The sequence below is a fragment of the Polaromonas sp. YR568 genome, assembly GCF_943369675.1.
GTDB lineage: Bacteria > Pseudomonadota > Gammaproteobacteria > Burkholderiales > Burkholderiaceae_C > Polaromonas.
Map to the genome: position 1 here is coordinate 52,997 of NZ_CALROB020000020.1, position 16,265 is coordinate 69,261.

Consider the following 16,265-nt stretch of genomic DNA (forward strand, 5'->3'; position numbering starts at 1 on the left):
TGCTCTACCTGCGCAAGCCGGCTCTCAGCCGCTTGATAAGCGGGTGAGCCCTGGGCCAGCGTCTTCATGCTGTCCTTGAGGGCATCTGTGTTCAACTCAAGGTCCGCCCGATACTTAGCAAACTCCGCCTGCGTCGACTCCAGCAAGTTATTGCCTAGGGATAGGCCAAAGATGGAGATGGTGCCGACGGTACTGGAGAGGATGGGCGCCGTTTGCGTTTGTAAAGCTTCATTTTCCGCACCGATCCTAATAGCATTACCTTCAGCTTTTCCCTCAATCGCCCCATAACCGACCGTGCCTGTGAGCTTGAGTGATGAACTCAAGGAGGTCTTCCCCATGCTGATGCCGGGGTCTAGCGCAGAGGGCTTATTGCTTTCGTCATACATGACAGTGACGGCAGCTTTAGCAGTCCATTTGACACCCCCGACATCGCCCTCTACTTTTTTTGCCAACTCCGCTTCAAGCGTTGAGCCGCTCTCGCCCGTGGCGCTGTTAGAGGTGTTCCTTACTGAACCACCAATCGTTAGCTTTGGGAGCGTGACTTCAATCTTCTCTTTGACGGCTCCCGTGCCTTGCGCGTCCTTGCTGACTTCTGTGACCGCTTTTACGTTGCCCGATTTAACCTCCCCAACGGAGATCGTTTTACCGTCGGTTTCGTAGGTGGTTTTGCTGCTTGGTTTGGTTGTATCGCCCATATCCTGCTACCTCTTCGCGGTGCCGGCTTTGGCGTTAAAACAATCGACCAACTCTTCAAGCATGAGTCGCTTGGCTTTGAGGAGCGGCATGCCCGAATGGACATGCTTGCCGTACAGGACTCTTAGAAACTGTTTGTCGAAATCGGTGAGTGCGTACACATCTTCATGCAGGATAGTAGGCAGATGCTTGCTGCCACCATACAATTTGGTAGCGAAGGACACTGCTATGGCAAATGAGGCTCTAGCCAACTTATTTGCCTTGCCCTCTAAACCCACGTGTTTCGAGAAATTTGGCTCCAAAATTTGAAGCATGAACACTAATTTATCGGGATCGTAGCTATAGATAAGTCGGGCATCAAAATCTGCATCAGGGGAGACATTTTTAGCGTAGTTCCATTCAGCCAATTCTCGCTTTACCGTTCTGTTAAGCGACTCCACTATTTGGGTTATCAGCGGGGTTTGCACCGTGGTTTTGAAATCTTTGGTGAAGATCACCATTGCATTGGTACTCAACCCTCCTGGCCACTTGCTTTTGTCATTGAGCTTGTCAGACTTGTACGGCAGATAAGGCTTGTCGTGTCGTGCAATGTCCAAGCCTGTGTACTTGGCTACTTGCGCCACCTGCGCTTCAAACAGTTTGGCAAGCTCAGGGTATTCGGGGGGAACTTCGAGGTAGTAGCGCACAGGCCCCTCCCATCGGTAAAACCGCTTGGCCGTGTTTTCTACGGCCAGCACATAGACGAGGTGATCGTTAATGGCCTCCGCACTGTAGATGGGCGTTTTGTATTTTGCGGTGTGGTACGGCGCGCAGCTTGGGTCGCGCGTTCCATTCCAGGGAACAGGCGGCGTTTGCGCAATCGCCAGCGAGCTGACCAGGAGACTAAGCGCTGCAAATAATCGGATCAATGTGTGCTTCATAACGCCAATAAGTTGCATGGTTTTCCGCGTGGCGGAAGAGGTTTGAAAATTGAACGCATCGCCCATACTCTGCTACCTCTTCCCTGCCCGCCTTGCCACGTACCTCCACTGTGTGATTCATCGTTGAAGACGGCTGGAGTCGCCGCGGCCACGCGGGCCGCTGCTGGATGCTGCGAATTCACGCGCCCTTCCGGTCTTTTTTCGACCCCGAACCTTAAGTGAGGCAGTGAAGTTTTTTCTGGAGAATTGTCCGCAGCCGGACTTTGATTGTTGGAAATATCCTGAGCACTGATTGAATGGGTGACTCAGTAAAGATGAGCACTGAGTTTTCGCCGAAGCACGTGGCGGTCGATGCGCCGCTATCAGCGATTGCTCTGCTGACACTCATTCAAGAAGTTCTTGCCCTCTTCGCAATATCTCCCGGGCATGCCGTTAACGAGCGTCCGGGAGATAAGGGACTCCCTTCCTAGAAGGTCCAACGATAGTTCGCGGCCAGCCAATAGCGTGGTGTTTGACCTTCCGTCGTGGCATTCAGCATGAGCGAGCCGATGCCGCCGCCGAGCTTGCCTTCCAGGCCTGCGGCCGCCCGAGCCCAGGTCTTCCTGTACGTCGGGCCCGCAAGGTCAAACGCAAACAGGCCGAGCACCTGCCCCTTGGCATTGGAACCCTGGCCATCAAAGCGATGGACGGCTTCCAGCCGGCCCAGCAAACTGAGATTGCCGTTGATGCTGTGGACCGCATCGAGCCCCAGCCTGGCTTGTGTCGTCTTCTCTGACCGCGCTTCCCAAGAGGCCGGAAAGCCGCCACCCGTCTCCGTATAAGCATCAAATTTGGAGCGAACATGCGTAAGACTTGCATAGGGGGTGATGTTGGTGTCGCCCCAGGTGGCGGCGTTCAACCAATCCAGCCGCGCGCGCAGTGCCGTGGTGGTGGCCGAGGTTTCGCCGCGCGAGATCACCGGCGTGCCTGCATTGGTGTAGCCGCGTTCAATGGTTGCATTGCCCGCGTTGTAGTAAGCGCTGAAGGTGGCATACAGCGGTGACTCGGAAACCCGCGTGATGAGTTCGGGTAGCAGGTACGTTCCGTTAATGCGTACGCTCCCGTCAAACACGGTGTCTTGCCGGCTGCTCGTGCGGCCCACAGACAGCTTGACCATGGTGTTCTCGGTCAGGCCGCGCCCATAGGAAATCTCCGCGGTGCCCATGTCGCTTTTAAATGGAGAGGCATCACCGCGGCCCACATCCCCGGCCACCGAGAAGCTTTGTCCGCCAGCGGGCAGCAAACCGCGCATCGGGCTGCCGTGAGCGCCGTGCATGGCCATGTCGGCGTCCTGGACGGCGACGGTGGAAGCGCCAGCTGAGGCATCCAGACTCTGGTTGTATTGGGGGAGATCGATCATGCCGCTTGCAGTGTCGGCAGATGTCACTCGGGCCAGAAAGGCGTGGTTGTTGTCCAAGATACCGACCACCACGCTGCCATCCGCGTTGGTTCCAAATGCCACAGCCGTCTTCGCAGCTGCGGGGTTGACCGCAATGCCATTGGCGCTGAGCCAGCCTTCAATGCTTTGCATGCCGGTCGCCTGGGTCCAACGAAAGCCGCGGCTTGCATTGGCGGCATTGCCATCGGCGGCGCGGCCAACAATCACATTGCCGCTGCTATCCACGCCATATCCGCGGGAATAAGTTCCGCCGTTTAAAACCCCAAGGCTGACCATTCCAGTTGCCTGGGTCCAGCGGAAAGCTCTGTCTGCATTACCGGCAGCGCCATCAGCAGCGGCTCCCACCACCACATCGCCGGCTGCATTGGTCGCTCTGGCGAAAGAAGTAAGCCCGCCATTTAATAGCCCAAGACTGACCATGCCTGTTGCTTGTGTCCAGCGAAAACCGCGCTGTAGCTTTGCCGGCGTGCCGTCGTCGGACAAACCCACCACCACGTCGCCCGCCGCATTGGTGGCATAAGCAATCGAAAACGTACCACCACTCAATACACCTAAGCCAACCATGCCGGCTGGTGTCCACCGAAATGCGCGAGTGTTGACCGCCACAGCATCCTGCGCGCCGCCAACCACTACATTGCCTGCTGCATTGACACCAAATGCCTGGCCATCGCTTCCGCCATTCAATCCGCCCAGGCTGACCATGCCCGTAGCCTGTGTCCATCGGAAAGCCTGGGTGGCACTACCAACGCCTCCGATTGCCGCCTGTCCCACCACGACATCTCCCGATGCATTGGTCTGGTTGGCAATCGAGTAAATCCCCCCGGGGAAGGTACCCAGATCGGTCATTCCACCGGTAGCTGTCCAGCGGAAGGCGCGGCCTGAGTTAGAGGCGACGCCGCTGGCGGTGCGGCTGTCCGCAGCAGCGGTACCGCCTACAACAACGTCGCCAGTTGCGTTGATGGCATACCCCTGTGACCCAGTGGTGCCGCTCAGCACGCCAAGGTCAGTCAAGCCGCCAGCTTGCGCCGCCGAGCCTAAGCTCAATAAAAAGGCCAGAAGAATGCGGTTAACGGGTTGGGGAGGTAAAAAGTTGCTTGTTGAATATTTGGAAGAGCTGATCATTTTTAGTTTCGATGCAATGGTTACGGATAAGGCTGCGCCGGTGCCAGGTGGACTAGCCGCTGGCTTCCCCAGACACCCGGCGAGATTGGGAAACGGGACTTGCTAGTCATCACGGAAGTGATGAGCTTTAGTAGCGGAAAGCGCAGTGCGGGATGGACTCAGGCAAAAGAGTCGCCGGACCTTGAACCGACGTTTCAGCGTGAACACATATGCCTGGGAATTGATGCTGAAAATTCACTTGGACCTCCGTGCTACTTTTTTTAAGCACGAACGATACGTGGGCAGAGCAGGATTTTTTCGGCGAATTGTCCGCAACTGGACATTGATTGTTCGAATGGCCAAATAATTGAGTGGACTGCGGCCTGCTACTGGTGAGCCCAGGGGGTTCTAAACCCGTGCGCAAGTGGTTTTTAGTCGTTCATCAAGCATTTGCGAGAACGCTCGCTCGTAGCTGCGTACAAGCTGGCGATTTTCAAAAAGCACACCGCTGGACTCGTGAATGCGCGCACTGCAGTAGCTTCGGAATCCGGAGTCATTGGCGACCTGCACGGCGATATCGATATATCGGGCGGCCGAGTTTGCGACCAGTTCCATGAACTCCATCGCCAGGTACATGCCATAGGTGTAGCGCTCCCGTTGCATCACACCGGGCATGGTCACGATAGGCACATCCATGGCGAAAATTTCAAGACTGGTGTTCTGCCCATTGAAGTGCAAGGTATCGAGCACGACATCCGCGCAGTTGATCAGACCAAGGTAGCGCTCATATGTCAGGAACTGCAAGAAGACAATTCGGCTTGCCACCGCCGGCATGGCAGCGGCCCAGCGGCGCTCCAGCGCGGGCCGCATGGTTTCTTGCCCCGTGTCAACCACGACGATTTTTGCCGCAGCGTCTTTCTCCAGAATGCCCTTGAACAGGGCATCCATGGCGGGGGGCATTTTGTAGAGGGTCTGCGGGCAGGCATAAATGCGGTCTGATGCGGTGAACCCGAAATCCTCCCGGGTGCAGGCCGGCGGTGGCGGAGGGCGGTAATAGTAAGCGAGGGTGCCCGCGGCCGGGAGCTGGATCAATCGTTCCGAGTAGTGATCTTGCGCGCCCTCGATTTCGTAGTTTTCGGAAGAGATCACATAGTCAAGGTTGGGGATGCCGGTCGTGTCGGGGTGACCGAACGATGTGAGCTGAACTGGCGCCAGGCGGCTGAAAGCCAGCAAAAGACTCAAGGGCTCCATTCCGATGTCTTGAAAAAACAGGACATCAAGACCCAGGCCTGCAATCGTTTCCCTTGCCGCCTGGAGGTTGTGCGAAACCGTCACGACGGCATCTGCGGAGCTATCAATCAGCCGCGCCACCGGATCTCTGGGCGAACTGCCCAGCCTGATCACAAAGACTTCGTGGGTGCTTCGGTCTATGTGCTTTATCAGGCCGCGTGAAACGTTGCCGATACTGTGCTCGTAAAAGAATGCCGAGGCGAATCCCACCCTGATGCGGCCACGAGGGCCTGCCCATGTACGCGTATGGGGTGCAACCCAGGCGAGTGACGGCGCTGCTTTGAGATGCAGTTGCGCTATTCGCTCAACCAGGTCCTTGTTGTTAACGCCATGGTAAGAAAGCGGGAAGTGTGTTGACGGGCACCGTAAGGGGTCGGCAATGGTGGCGCTGCCGGCTTCGAGGGCTTGCAAGGTGTTTGCCAGGTCGGCTCTTGCTTCGGCGATATAGGCCTGGCTTGGGGCAATCTTTTGGATCAGAAGGGCTTGCCGGAGAAGGTAAGCCATTGCGTTCTCAGGCGCAACCTGGGCAAGCCTGTTCAAGGTCTTTGAGGCGCCGGCCATGTCCTGGGAGAACTCCTGGAGTTTGGCCAGGCTTTCCAGTGCACCTACGTTTTCGGGCTCGATCTTTATGGCATTGCCAAATAATTCAGCGGCTTCGCCATGCTCACCGCGGATGAACAAGGCTGAGCCCAGATTGCACAGGGCACCCATGTGGCGAGGCTGGACTTTGAGCGCGGCCCGGAAGTGCTCCTCCGCTGTCGTGAGGTCAGCAATTTGCGTAGCGCGTATGCCTTGATTGTGCAAGCAGTCGGCGAGAAGCCCTCTCGCATAAAAGACATCCTTGCTGTACTTGATCGCCTTCCTGCACAGTTCCGCAGCACCCAGAAAATCACCCGAACGAGCAAGCGATTGAGCCTGCGCTACGTAGGCATGCATCAATACTTCAATCTGAATGAAGAGTGCTTCAGAGGTGACGCGCCTTGCGTGGCAGGGTGCGTCGTAGCTGGCGCAATGGCACAGGCTGCGATGTCATGCAGAAAACTCACGTTGACTCCTCGAATTTTTTCAAGGGTCAGACCTTAAGTGAGGCAATGACGAATTTTTTGACGGATTGTCCGCAGCCGGACTTTGATTGTTGGAAATGTCCAGGCAATTGATCCGATGAAGGCTCAGTAATCATGAGCACTGCTGTGCCCACGCCATGAGTGGCGGCGGCGTGCGTTGCGAGTGTGAACGCGGAATGTGGCTCAGCGCTGCCCCAAGTCACGAGTCTGCGGCGGCTATCCTTGAGTAGGAGCGGCGGAGTAGCCAAGAAAAAAGCCCTGTTTCCAGGGCTTCATATATAGAGGTAGGGCCGCGCAGCGGCCCACAGCACCTAAACGCCCCAAACCACCTCATGCCCCGACTTCAGGTTGCGCTGCAACATGTCGATGAAGGGCACGGCGCGCTGGCGCAGGCCCAGGCCGTCGCCGGGGACGACGCCGTCTTCGGCGTTGGCGTCGTGGGCTTCTTCATGCGCGATAGCGGCTTGCAGGGCGGCGATGGCGGCGGCCATTTGCTCGGGCAGGATGATGCCTTTGGGGCCGGGGTCTTTGCCGATGATCTCGAGGACCTTGCGGCCGTTGGCTTCGAGCATGATCACGTCGCCGGCGTCTTTGGATTTGAATTTGTAAAGCATGGAGGGCTCCTCTAGTTAGACAGACGGTCCATTATGAAAACTTTTGGGGCCTGTGTATGTAGGCTGGTTTCACCTCCTGGCCTGCGGTGTTTTCCGGGCAGCGCTGTCTGGCGGGCGGCGCGGCTCAAGCAAAATAGCACCCTATGTTCAATATCGCCACTGTCCCCAAGTCGGCCCGCCAGGCGCTCAGCCAGGACGGCCTGAGCCTGCTGAACCCCACCGAGCTGACGGCCACGCTGGAGCTGGGCGCGGCCTGGGTGCCGGGCTGGAACGCGTTGACGCCTTCGTGGAACCGGCTGCCGCCGGACGCGCACCTGAAGGACGGCGGGCATTACCGCAAGCGCCGGCATTCCTGCTATGTGCAGGAGCTGGCGACGGGCGCCCTGGTGCAAACGCCGCACCGCGCGCACTGGCAACCAACGGATTACAACGCGCTGCACGGCGGCTTTGAGCGCTGGTTCGACCCGGTGGAGCCTGCCGTGGCGACGGCCCCGGCGTGGACTGACTTGATTGCCCGCCTGGGCAGGCTGTTTGCCCAGGTGCAGCCGGCCGAACGCTGGCACATTGAAGCGCACCAGTTCCGCATCGACACGGCGGGCGGCGTGGGCCGGCCGACGCCGGAGGGCGCGCACCGCGACGGGGTGGACTTTGTGGTGGTGATGATGGTGGCGCGGCAGGGCGTGAAGGGCGGCGAGACCCGGGTGTTCGACGCGAACGGGCCGCAGGGCGTGCGGTTTGTGATGCAGGAGCCGCTGACGGCGCTGCTGCTGGACGACGCGCGGGTGATCCATGAGACCACGCCCATCCTGCCGGCGGACGGCCAGCCCGAAGCCGGGTTCCGCGACACGCTAGTGCTCACTTACCGGGCGGCTGCCTTCCAGGCGCCCTGAGCATCTGACGCCAGGCCGGGGGCGGCGCCCGGCCCAACACTTGCATTCCCCCGTCACAAAGTCTTTCAGGCCTTGCGCTGAAATCCGTCTAAACCCGCTTGACGGATTTAGTTTAAACCTAAACAATTAAAGCAAGATTAATCCAGAGAGTACGCAATTCATGCACATTCTTTGCCTGGGCGGCGGTCCCGCAGGTTTGTATTTCGCGCTGCTGATGAAGCTGCAAAACCCGGCCCACCAGGTGACGGTGGTGGAGCGCAACCGGCCGTTCGACACCTTCGGCTGGGGCGTGGTGCTGTCGGACCAGACGCTGGGCAACCTGCGGGTGGCGGACCCGGTGAGCGCGCAACTGATCGGCGACGCCTTCAACCACTGGGATGACGTGGAGGTGTTCTTCAAGGGGCGCTCGGTGCGATCGGGCGGCCACGGCTTTTGCGGCATTGGGCGCAAGCGCCTGCTGAACATCCTGCAGGAGCGCTGCATTGCGCTGGGCGTGGACCTGGTGTTTGAAATGGACGTGCAGGACGACCAGGCGATTGCGGCGCAGTACAACGCCGACGTGGTGGTCGCCAGCGACGGCCTGAACAGCCGCATCCGCAACCGGTATGCGGAGACCTTCAAGCCGGACGTGGAACTGCGCGCCTGTCGCTTTGTCTGGCTGGGCACGCACAAGACCTTTGACGCTTTCACCTTTGCGTTTGAGCAGACGGAGCACGGCTGGTTTGCCGCGCACGCCTACAAGTTTGACGAGAACACCTCGACCTTTATCGTGGAGACGCCGGAAGCGGTGTGGAAGGCGCACGGCCTGGACCAGATGAGCCAGGAGGAAGGCATTGCGTTTTGCGAGCGGCTGTTTGCCAAGTACCTGGACGGCAATGCGCTGATGAACAACGCGACGCACGTGCGCGGCTCGGCGATCTGGATACGCTTTCCTCGCGTGGTGTGCGAGCGCTGGGTGCACGAGGCCACCATCAACGGCAAGCAGGTGCCGATTGTGTTGATGGGCGATGCGGCGCACACGGCGCATTTCTCGATCGGCAGCGGGACCAAGCTGGCGCTGGAAGACGCGATCGAGTTGACCAACTGCTTTGCGAAGCACGGCGATGCCACGGCGGCGCTGCAGGCTTATGAAGCGCTACGCTCGGTGGAAGTGCTGAAGATACAGAACGCGGCGCGCAACTCGACCGAATGGTTTGAGAACGTGGACCGCTACAGCGGCATGGAAGCCGAGCAGTTCTTTTATTCGCTGCTGACGCGCTCGCAGCGCATCAGCCATGAAAACCTGCGGGTGCGCGACGCGGCCTGGCTGCAAGGCTATGAACAGTGGCTGGCGAAGAACAATGCGCCGCATGCGCCACCGCCCATGTTGCTGCCGCTGAAAGTGCGCGAGCTTAATTTGAAGAACCGCATCGTCGTTTCGCCCATGGCCACCTACAGCGCGGTGGACGGCGTGCCGCAGGACTTCCACCTGGTGCACCTGGGCGCGCGCGCGCTGGGCGGCGCGGCGCTGGTGTTTGTGGAAATGACATCGCCCTGCCCCGAGGGCCGCATCACCCCGGGCTGCCCGGGCTTGTGGAACGACACGCAGGCCACGGCCTTCAAGCGCATTGTGGATTTTGTGCATGCATCGGGTGCGGGCGCGAAGATCGGCCTGCAGCTGGGCCACAGCGGCCCCAAGGGCTCAACCCAGGTCGGCTGGGAGCAGCCCGATGAGCCGCTCGTCACCGGCAACTGGCCGCTGCTGGCGGCGAGTGCCGTGGCCTACGGCCCGACCAACCAGATCCCCAAGGCGATGACGCGCGCCGACATGGACCGCGTGAAGGCGGAGTTTGTGCAGTCAACGCGCTATGCGGTGGAGGCGGGCTTTGACTGGCTGGAGCTGCATTGCGCGCACGGCTATCTGCTGTCGAGCTTTATCACGCCGCTGACGAACCGGCGAACCGACGAGTACGGCGGCAGCCTGGAAAACCGCTGCCGCTTTCCGCTGGAAGTTTTTGCCGCGATGCGCGCCGTGTGGCCGGCCCACTTGCCGATGAGCGTGCGGATTTCGGCGCACGACTGGGCGCCGGGCGGCAACACGGCGGACGACGCGGTGGAAATTGCGCGCATGTTCAAGGCCGCGGGTTGCGACTTCATCGACGTGTCGTCGGGACAGACCACGCGCGCGGCCAAGCCGGTTTACGGCCGCATGTACCAGACGCCGTTTGCCGACCGCATCCGCAACGAGGTGGGCATACAGACCATCGCGGTGGGCGCGATTTCGGAAGTCGACCACGTCAACAGCATCATCGCGGCGGGCCGCGCCGACCTGTGCGCGATTGCACGCCCGCACCTGGCCGACCCGGCCTGGACGCTGCATGAGGCGGCCAAGCTGCAAAGCCGCCACGTGAACTGGCCCCAACCCTACCTGAGCGGGCGCGACCAGATGTACCGGGAACTCGCCAAGCAGAAGGATCTCGCGGCCCAGACCGCCATGAACAAGTAGCCGGCAAACAGCAAGCACACCAAGGAGACCCACCATGGACATGGAAGCACGAGGCCACAGCGAACACCCCGAAGCATTGCGGCTCTGGCTGCGCATGCTGACCTGCACGCAGCTGGTGGAAAAGCAGGTGCGCACGCAGTTGCGCGAGCAGTTCGACACCACCTTGCCGCGTTTTGACCTGATGGCCCAGCTGGAGCGCAGCCCGGAAGGCCTGAAGATGAACGAGCTGTCGCGCCGCATGATGGTGACGGGCGGCAACGTGACGGGCATCACCGACCAGCTGGTGGCCGAGGGCCTGGTGGAGCGCGTGGACGTGGAAGGCGACCGCCGCGCCTACCGCGTGCGCCTGACGCCGCGCGGGCGCAAGCTCTTCGACGAGATGGCCAGCGAGCATGAAGCCTGGATCGTGGCGGCCTTCGAGGCGCTGTCGGCGCGCGAAGTCGAGTCACTGCACAAGCTGCTGGGCAAGGTCAAGCAGCACCACAACGCCCAACTGGCGGACACAAAACTGGAGACGACATGAAACACTACATTGGCCTGGCCAACCCCATGCGTGCGCATTTCGATGCGATGGCCCACTACCAGGCGGAGCACTTCGCCTATTCCTTCGATGCCGGCGTCGCGACGCTGACGCTGAACCGGCCCGAGCGCAAGAACCCGCTGACCTTTGATTCCTATGCCGAGCTGCGCGATTTGTTCCGCACGCTGAACAGCGCGACGGACGTGAAGACGGTGGTGATCACCGGTTCGGGCGGCAATTTCTGCTCGGGCGGCGACGTGCACGAGATCATCGGTCCGCTGACCAAGATGACCATGCCGGAGCTGCTGGAGTTCACGCGCATGACGGGCGACCTGGTCAAGGCCATGCGCCTGTGCCCGCAACCCATCATCGCGGCGATTGACGGCATTTGCGCCGGCGCGGGCGCCATGATGGCGCTGGCTTCCGACATGCGCCTGGGCACGGCCCAGGCGAAGACGGCATTCCTGTTCACGCGCGTGGGCCTGGCGGGCGCCGACATGGGCGCCTGCGCGCTGCTGCCGCGGCTGATTGGCCAGGGGCGCGCGTCGGAGCTGCTGTTCACCGGCCGGTCGATGAGCGCGCAGGAAGGCCTGGCCTGGGGTTTCTTCAACGCGCTGCATGAGCCGCAGGACGTGCTGGCGCAGGCGCAAAAGCTGGCGCAGGAACTGGCCGAAGGCCCGACCTTTGCGCACGGCATGACCAAGACCATGCTGCACCAGGAGTGGGCAATGACGCTGGACCAGGCGATCGAAGCCGAGGCGCAGGCGCAGGCCATCTGCATGCAGACGCAGGATTTCACGCGCGCCTACAAGGCGTTTTCGGCCAGGCAAAAGCCTGTGTTCCAGGGCGACTGAGCGCGGCAGGACAACAAGGAATTCACGCATGAGATCGACGACCGCCCACCTGGCACTGCCTTTTTTTGACGAAGTTCACCGCGAGCTGGGCCAGCGCCTGGCCGACTGGATGCCGGCGCAGCACATCGACGAGAGCGACGACCGCAAGGCCTGCAAGGAGTGGGTGGCCCTGCTGGGCGCTGAGGGCTGGTTGCGCTACTGCGTGCCGGCGGGCAAGGACGGCGCGCTGGGCGGCGCGCTGGAAAAACTCGACTCGCGCGCGCTGGTGATCCTGCGCGAGACGCTGGCCTTTCATTCGCCGTTGGCCGACTTCGCGTTTGCGATGCAAGGCCTGGGCAGCGGCGCCATCACGCTGGCGGGCACGCCGGCACAACAGGCGGCGTATCTGCCTTTGGTGGCCAGCGGCAAAAAGATCGCGGCCTTTGCCTTGAGCGAGCCCGATGCCGGATCGGACGCGGGCGCCATGGCGACCGCCGCCACGGAGACCGGAGAGGGCTGGGCGCTGAACGGCAGCAAGACCTGGATCAGCAACGGCGGCATCGCGGATTTTTACGTGACCTTCGCCAAGACGGACCCGCAGGCCGGCACGCGCGGCATCACGGCTTTCATCATTGGTGCGGCCAACAAGGGCCTGGACAGCAGCGAGCACATCGCCGTGATGGCGCCGCACCCGCTGGCCACGCTGAAGTTCACCGATTGCAAGCTGCCGCAGGACGCGCAGCTGGGCGCGCTGCACGGCGGCTTCAAGCTGGCGATGCAGACGCTGGACATCTTCCGCGCGTCCGTGGCGGCGGCCGCGCTGGGCATGGCGCGCCGCGCGCTGGCCGAGGCCGTGCGCTTCTCGAAGGAACGAAAAATGTTCGGCCAGACGCTGGCGGACTTCCAGCTCACGCAGGCCAAACTGGGCGAGATGGCGGCGCTGGTCGATGCGGCCGCGCTGCTGACCTACCGCGCCGCCTGGATGCGCGACGAAAGCGAACGCCTGGGCACCGGCGCGCGCATCACCGCCGAGCCGGCCATGGCCAAGATGGCCGCCACCGAGAACGCGCAGAAGGTCATCGACATGGCGCTGCAGATGCACGGCGGCCTGGGCGTGAAGGTAGGCACCAAGGTGGAAAGCCTGTACCGCGACATCCGCTCGCTGCGCATTTACGAAGGCGCGACCGAAGTGCAGCAACTGATTATTGGAAAGGCCGTACTGCAATCATGAGCACCTCTGTCTCCGACCCCATCGAAAGCGTTTCCGCGGCGCCCTCCGCGCAGGCCGACCGTTTTGTGCATGAGCGCCTGCCGGCGCCCGAACAGCTGCCGCGCATGGTGTATGCCATGCCCGAGCTGCGCATCCCGGCGCAAGCCAACCTGGTGCAGGGCCTGTTTGACAAGGCCTTTCGCGAGGGGCGCGCGGACAAGCCGATGCTGCGTTCGGACAAGATCACCCTGACGTACGCCGAGGCGCTGGAGCGCGTGAACCGCGTCGCGCAGGTGCTGACCGAGGACTTCGGCCTGCAGCCCGGCAACCGCGTGCTGCTGCGCGGCGGCAATTCCATCGGCATGGCACTCGCCTGGCTGGGCGTGGTGCAAGCCGGTCTGGTGGCGGTGGCGACCATGCCGCTGCTGCGCGCCAAGGAGCTCGGCGAGATCATCGAAAAGGCCCGGCCCGCGCTGGCCTTGTGCGACGCAACGCTGCTGGAGGAGTTGCAGGCGGCGCAGGCGCAGAGCGACACACTGCCGACCATCGTGCCCTTCAACCTGATGGACGCGCCGGGTTCGCTGGCCGTGCTGTCGGCGCAGAAGGACGGAAAGTTCACGCCCTGCCCGGTGGCGGCCGACGACATTGCCTTGATGGCCTTCACCTCAGGCACTACGGGCAAGCCCAAAGCCGCCGTGCACACGCACCGCGACGTGCTGGCCGCCTGCGAGGCCTGGCCGCGCCATGTGCTCAAGGCAAAGCCCGACGACATCGTGATCGGCTCGCCGCCGCTGGCCTTTACCTTCGGCCTGGGCGGCATGCTGATTTTCCCGATGTGGGCCGGCGCCTCGGTGTATTACCCCTCCATCGGCTACACACCCGAGGCCATGGTCAAGCTGATCAACCAGGTCGGCGCGACGGTCTGCTACACCGCGCCCACGTTTTACCGGCAGATGGCGGCCTTTGCCAAGCAGCACGGTGTGCCCGGCCTGCGCATGTGCGTGAGCGCCGGCGAAAGCCTGCCCGACGCGACGCGCCAGCTGTGGAAAGACGCCACCGGCATCGAGATGATTGACGGCATTGGCGCGACGGAGATGTTCCACATCTTCATCTCGGCCGCCGGCAGCGAGGTGCGCCGTGGCGCCATCGGCAAGGTGGTGCCGGGCTATACCGCCAAGGTGGTGGACGAGACGGGCGCGGAAGTGCCGCGCGGCACCATCGGCAAGCTGGCCGTGGTGGGGCCGACCGGTTGCCGCTACCTGGACGACGCGCGCCAGGGCAACTATGTGAAGGACGGCTGGAACTACCCGGGCGACGCCTTCATGCAGGACGCCGACGGCTACTTCTTCTACCAGGCGCGCGCCGACGACATGATCATCACCGCCGGCTACAACGTGGCCGGCCCCGAAGTGGAAGACGCGCTGCTCAAGCACCCGGCCGTGGCCGAATGCGGCGTGGTGGGCCTGCCCGACGACGACCGCGGCATGGTTGTGAAAGCTTTTATCGTGCTCAAGCCCGACCAGGCGGCCGATGACACGCTGGCCAAGGCCCTGCAGGACCACGTCAAGGCGACGCTGGCGCCCTTCAAGTACCCGCGCCAGGTCGAGTTCGTGGACAAGCTGCCGCGCACCGAAACCGGCAAGCTGCAACGCTTCAAGCTGCGCCAGCCATGAAGTTCAGCGTTCAGAAGCTCGTCCGCTTCCACCACTGCGACCCGGCCGGCATTGTTTTTTACCCGCAGTTCTTTTACCTGCTGCATGAGGTGCAGGAAGACTTCCTGGCCCACATCGGCTTTCCCGAGCATGCGCTGATCGCCGGCGGCACCGGCGTGCCCATCGTGGACCTGAAGACCGAGTTCCTCGGCATGTGCCGCAACGGCGACCAGCTCACGATGACGCTGGAACTCACGCGCATAGGCGGCTCGAGCATGGGCATGCAGTACGAGATCCTCGGGGATACCGGCATCGTCAAGCTCAGGGCGCACGGTGTGGTCGTGTATTCCGAAGTTCCCCATGGCAAGCCTGTGCGCATTCCCGATGACCTGCGCAACGCGCTGCTGCCTTATCTCAAAACACCATCCCCTGGAGACACATGATCAAGAAGCTACAACCCCCTGACTGGGCCGAGCCCAAAGGGTATGCCAACGGCATCCTCGCGCGCGGCGCGCTGCTGTTCGTCGGCGGTCAGATCGGCTGGAATGCGAAGCAGGAGTTCGAGAGCGACGACTTCCTCGCGCAGACAAAGCAGGCCCTGCAAAACATCCTGGCGGTGCTGCAGGCCGGCGGCGCCGGGCCCGAACACATGGTGCGCATGACCTGGTACGTGGTCGATCGCGTGGAGTACGGCGCCAGGCTCAAGGAACTGGGCGGCGCCTACCGCGAGGTCATGGGCAAGAACTTCCCGGCCATGACCTGTGTGGAGGTGGCAGCGCTGGTCGAGGACCGCGCCAAGGTAGAGATTGAAGTGACGGCGGTCGTGCCGGACTGAGTGTGAAGGCCTGTCGGGTGGCGATGCCTGCATCGCTGCCTGAGAGCCTAATCACGGCCACATAAGAATGAATGTGAGCCGGAAAGCAAAACGCCTGCTAGATGCAGGCGTTTTGCTGTGAGTCCGGAGACTCACGTGTTGGTTGCGCGGGCAAGATTTGAACTTACGACCTTTGGGTTATGAGCCCAACGAGCTACCAGGCTGCTCCACCGCGCGGTATGTGTGTATTGTAGCTTACTCTGCGTTGGCCGCGTCAGCTGTAGTGTCTTCCGACACATCAGGGCGGTCCACCAGTTCAACCAGGGCCATCGGTGCATTGTCGCCAACGCGGAAACCCATCTTCAGGATACGCGTGTAGCCGCCGGGACGAGCCTTGTAGCGCGGGCCGATTTCAGCGAACAGCTTGACGACCATGTCGCGATCGCGCAGACGGTCGAATGCCAGGCGCTTGTTGGCCAGCGTGGGTTCTTTGCCCAGGGTGATCATGGGTTCCACCACGCGGCGCAATTCCTTGGCCTTTGGCAGGGTGGTCTTGATGACTTCGTGCTGCAGCAGCGAGTTCATCATGTTGCGCAGCATGGCGAGGCGGTGCTCGCTGGTGCGGTTGAGTTTACGTAGTCCGTGTCCGTGGCGCATGGTGTGTTTCCTTTTTTAAAATCCGGGCAGCCGTATCAGGTACTGCCCGTGCGAGATCCCCGTTCAGGCGGGATCTTGTGGTTT

The 16,265-nt window shown here is 61.6% G+C and carries 13 protein-coding genes and 1 tRNA gene; 8 read left to right on the top strand and 6 right to left on the bottom strand.

Features of this window, described 5'->3' with window-relative positions:
• Positions 1-701: 701 nt before the first annotated feature.
• The 4 genes from ACLV8F_RS12600 to ACLV8F_RS12615 all read right to left on the bottom strand — a co-directional run bounded on the left by ACLV8F_RS12600 (position 702) and on the right by ACLV8F_RS12615 (position 7,120).
• On the bottom strand, positions 702-1,679 hold the full coding sequence (locus ACLV8F_RS12600; RefSeq protein WP_411884564.1) for a hypothetical protein: 978 nt from the start codon (positions 1,677-1,679) through the stop codon (positions 702-704).
• Positions 1,680-2,079: 400 nt separating this feature from the next.
• The gene (locus ACLV8F_RS12605) at positions 2,080-4,173 is read right to left on the bottom strand and encodes an autotransporter domain-containing protein (protein ID WP_411884565.1); all 2,094 of its coding nucleotides are present in this window, start codon (positions 4,171-4,173) and stop codon (positions 2,080-2,082) included.
• Between the two features lie 387 nt (positions 4,174-4,560).
• Complete coding sequence (locus tag ACLV8F_RS12610) at positions 4,561-6,378, bottom strand: tetratricopeptide repeat protein (protein WP_411884566.1); 1,818 nt, start codon at positions 6,376-6,378, stop codon at positions 4,561-4,563.
• Positions 6,379-6,817: 439 nt separating this feature from the next.
• Positions 6,818-7,120, bottom strand: coding sequence for a DUF1840 domain-containing protein (locus tag ACLV8F_RS12615; protein ID WP_411884567.1), 303 nt, complete (start codon positions 7,118-7,120; stop codon positions 6,818-6,820).
• 143 nt (positions 7,121-7,263) lie between these two features.
• Here ACLV8F_RS12615 and ACLV8F_RS12620 point away from each other — a divergent pair, with 143 nt between their 5' ends.
• From ACLV8F_RS12620 to ACLV8F_RS12655, 8 genes are all read left to right on the top strand, one after another.
• The gene (locus ACLV8F_RS12620; RefSeq protein WP_411884568.1) at positions 7,264-8,010 is read left to right on the top strand and encodes a 2OG-Fe dioxygenase family protein; all 747 of its coding nucleotides are present in this window, start codon (positions 7,264-7,266) and stop codon (positions 8,008-8,010) included.
• A 160-nt stretch (positions 8,011-8,170) separates the two neighbouring features.
• Entirely contained in the window at positions 8,171-10,495 is a 2,325-nt protein-coding gene (locus ACLV8F_RS12625; RefSeq protein WP_411884569.1) for a bifunctional salicylyl-CoA 5-hydroxylase/oxidoreductase, read from the top strand.
• A 34-nt stretch (positions 10,496-10,529) separates the two neighbouring features.
• Positions 10,530-11,018, top strand: a complete 489-nt coding sequence (locus ACLV8F_RS12630; RefSeq protein ID WP_411884570.1) for a MarR family winged helix-turn-helix transcriptional regulator — start codon at positions 10,530-10,532, stop codon at positions 11,016-11,018.
• Positions 11,015-11,869 (top strand): enoyl-CoA hydratase family protein, encoded by an 855-nt coding sequence (locus tag ACLV8F_RS12635; protein ID WP_411884571.1) that lies wholly within the window; start codon positions 11,015-11,017, stop codon positions 11,867-11,869. The genes ACLV8F_RS12630 and ACLV8F_RS12635 overlap by 4 nt, the downstream gene beginning before the upstream one ends.
• A 28-nt stretch (positions 11,870-11,897) precedes the next feature.
• Positions 11,898-13,079, top strand: coding sequence for an acyl-CoA dehydrogenase family protein (locus ACLV8F_RS12640; RefSeq protein WP_411884572.1), 1,182 nt, complete (start codon positions 11,898-11,900; stop codon positions 13,077-13,079).
• Positions 13,076-14,731: a benzoate-CoA ligase family protein gene (locus tag ACLV8F_RS12645; protein ID WP_411884573.1), complete on the top strand. Its 1,656-nt coding sequence runs from the start codon at positions 13,076-13,078 to the stop codon at positions 14,729-14,731. The genes ACLV8F_RS12640 and ACLV8F_RS12645 overlap by 4 nt, the downstream gene beginning before the upstream one ends.
• Positions 14,728-15,153, top strand: coding sequence for an acyl-CoA thioesterase (locus tag ACLV8F_RS12650; protein ID WP_411884574.1), 426 nt, complete (start codon positions 14,728-14,730; stop codon positions 15,151-15,153). Before ACLV8F_RS12645 ends, ACLV8F_RS12650 begins: the two co-directional genes overlap by 4 nt.
• A complete protein-coding gene (locus ACLV8F_RS12655; RefSeq protein ID WP_411884575.1) occupies positions 15,150-15,545 on the top strand; it encodes a RidA family protein in 396 nt (131 codons plus the stop codon). The genes ACLV8F_RS12650 and ACLV8F_RS12655 overlap by 4 nt, the downstream gene beginning before the upstream one ends.
• A 139-nt stretch (positions 15,546-15,684) precedes the next feature.
• Here ACLV8F_RS12655 and ACLV8F_RS12660 read toward each other — a convergent pair.
• Both ACLV8F_RS12660 and rplQ read right to left on the bottom strand, forming a co-directional pair.
• Positions 15,685-15,761, bottom strand: a tRNA-Met gene (locus ACLV8F_RS12660).
• A gap of 18 nt (positions 15,762-15,779) precedes the next feature.
• Positions 15,780-16,181 carry a 50S ribosomal protein L17 gene (rplQ, locus tag ACLV8F_RS12665; RefSeq protein ID WP_411884576.1) on the bottom strand — a complete coding sequence of 134 codons (402 nt, stop codon included), beginning with the start codon at positions 16,179-16,181 and terminating at the stop codon, positions 15,780-15,782.
• Positions 16,182-16,265: the final 84 nt, after the last annotated feature.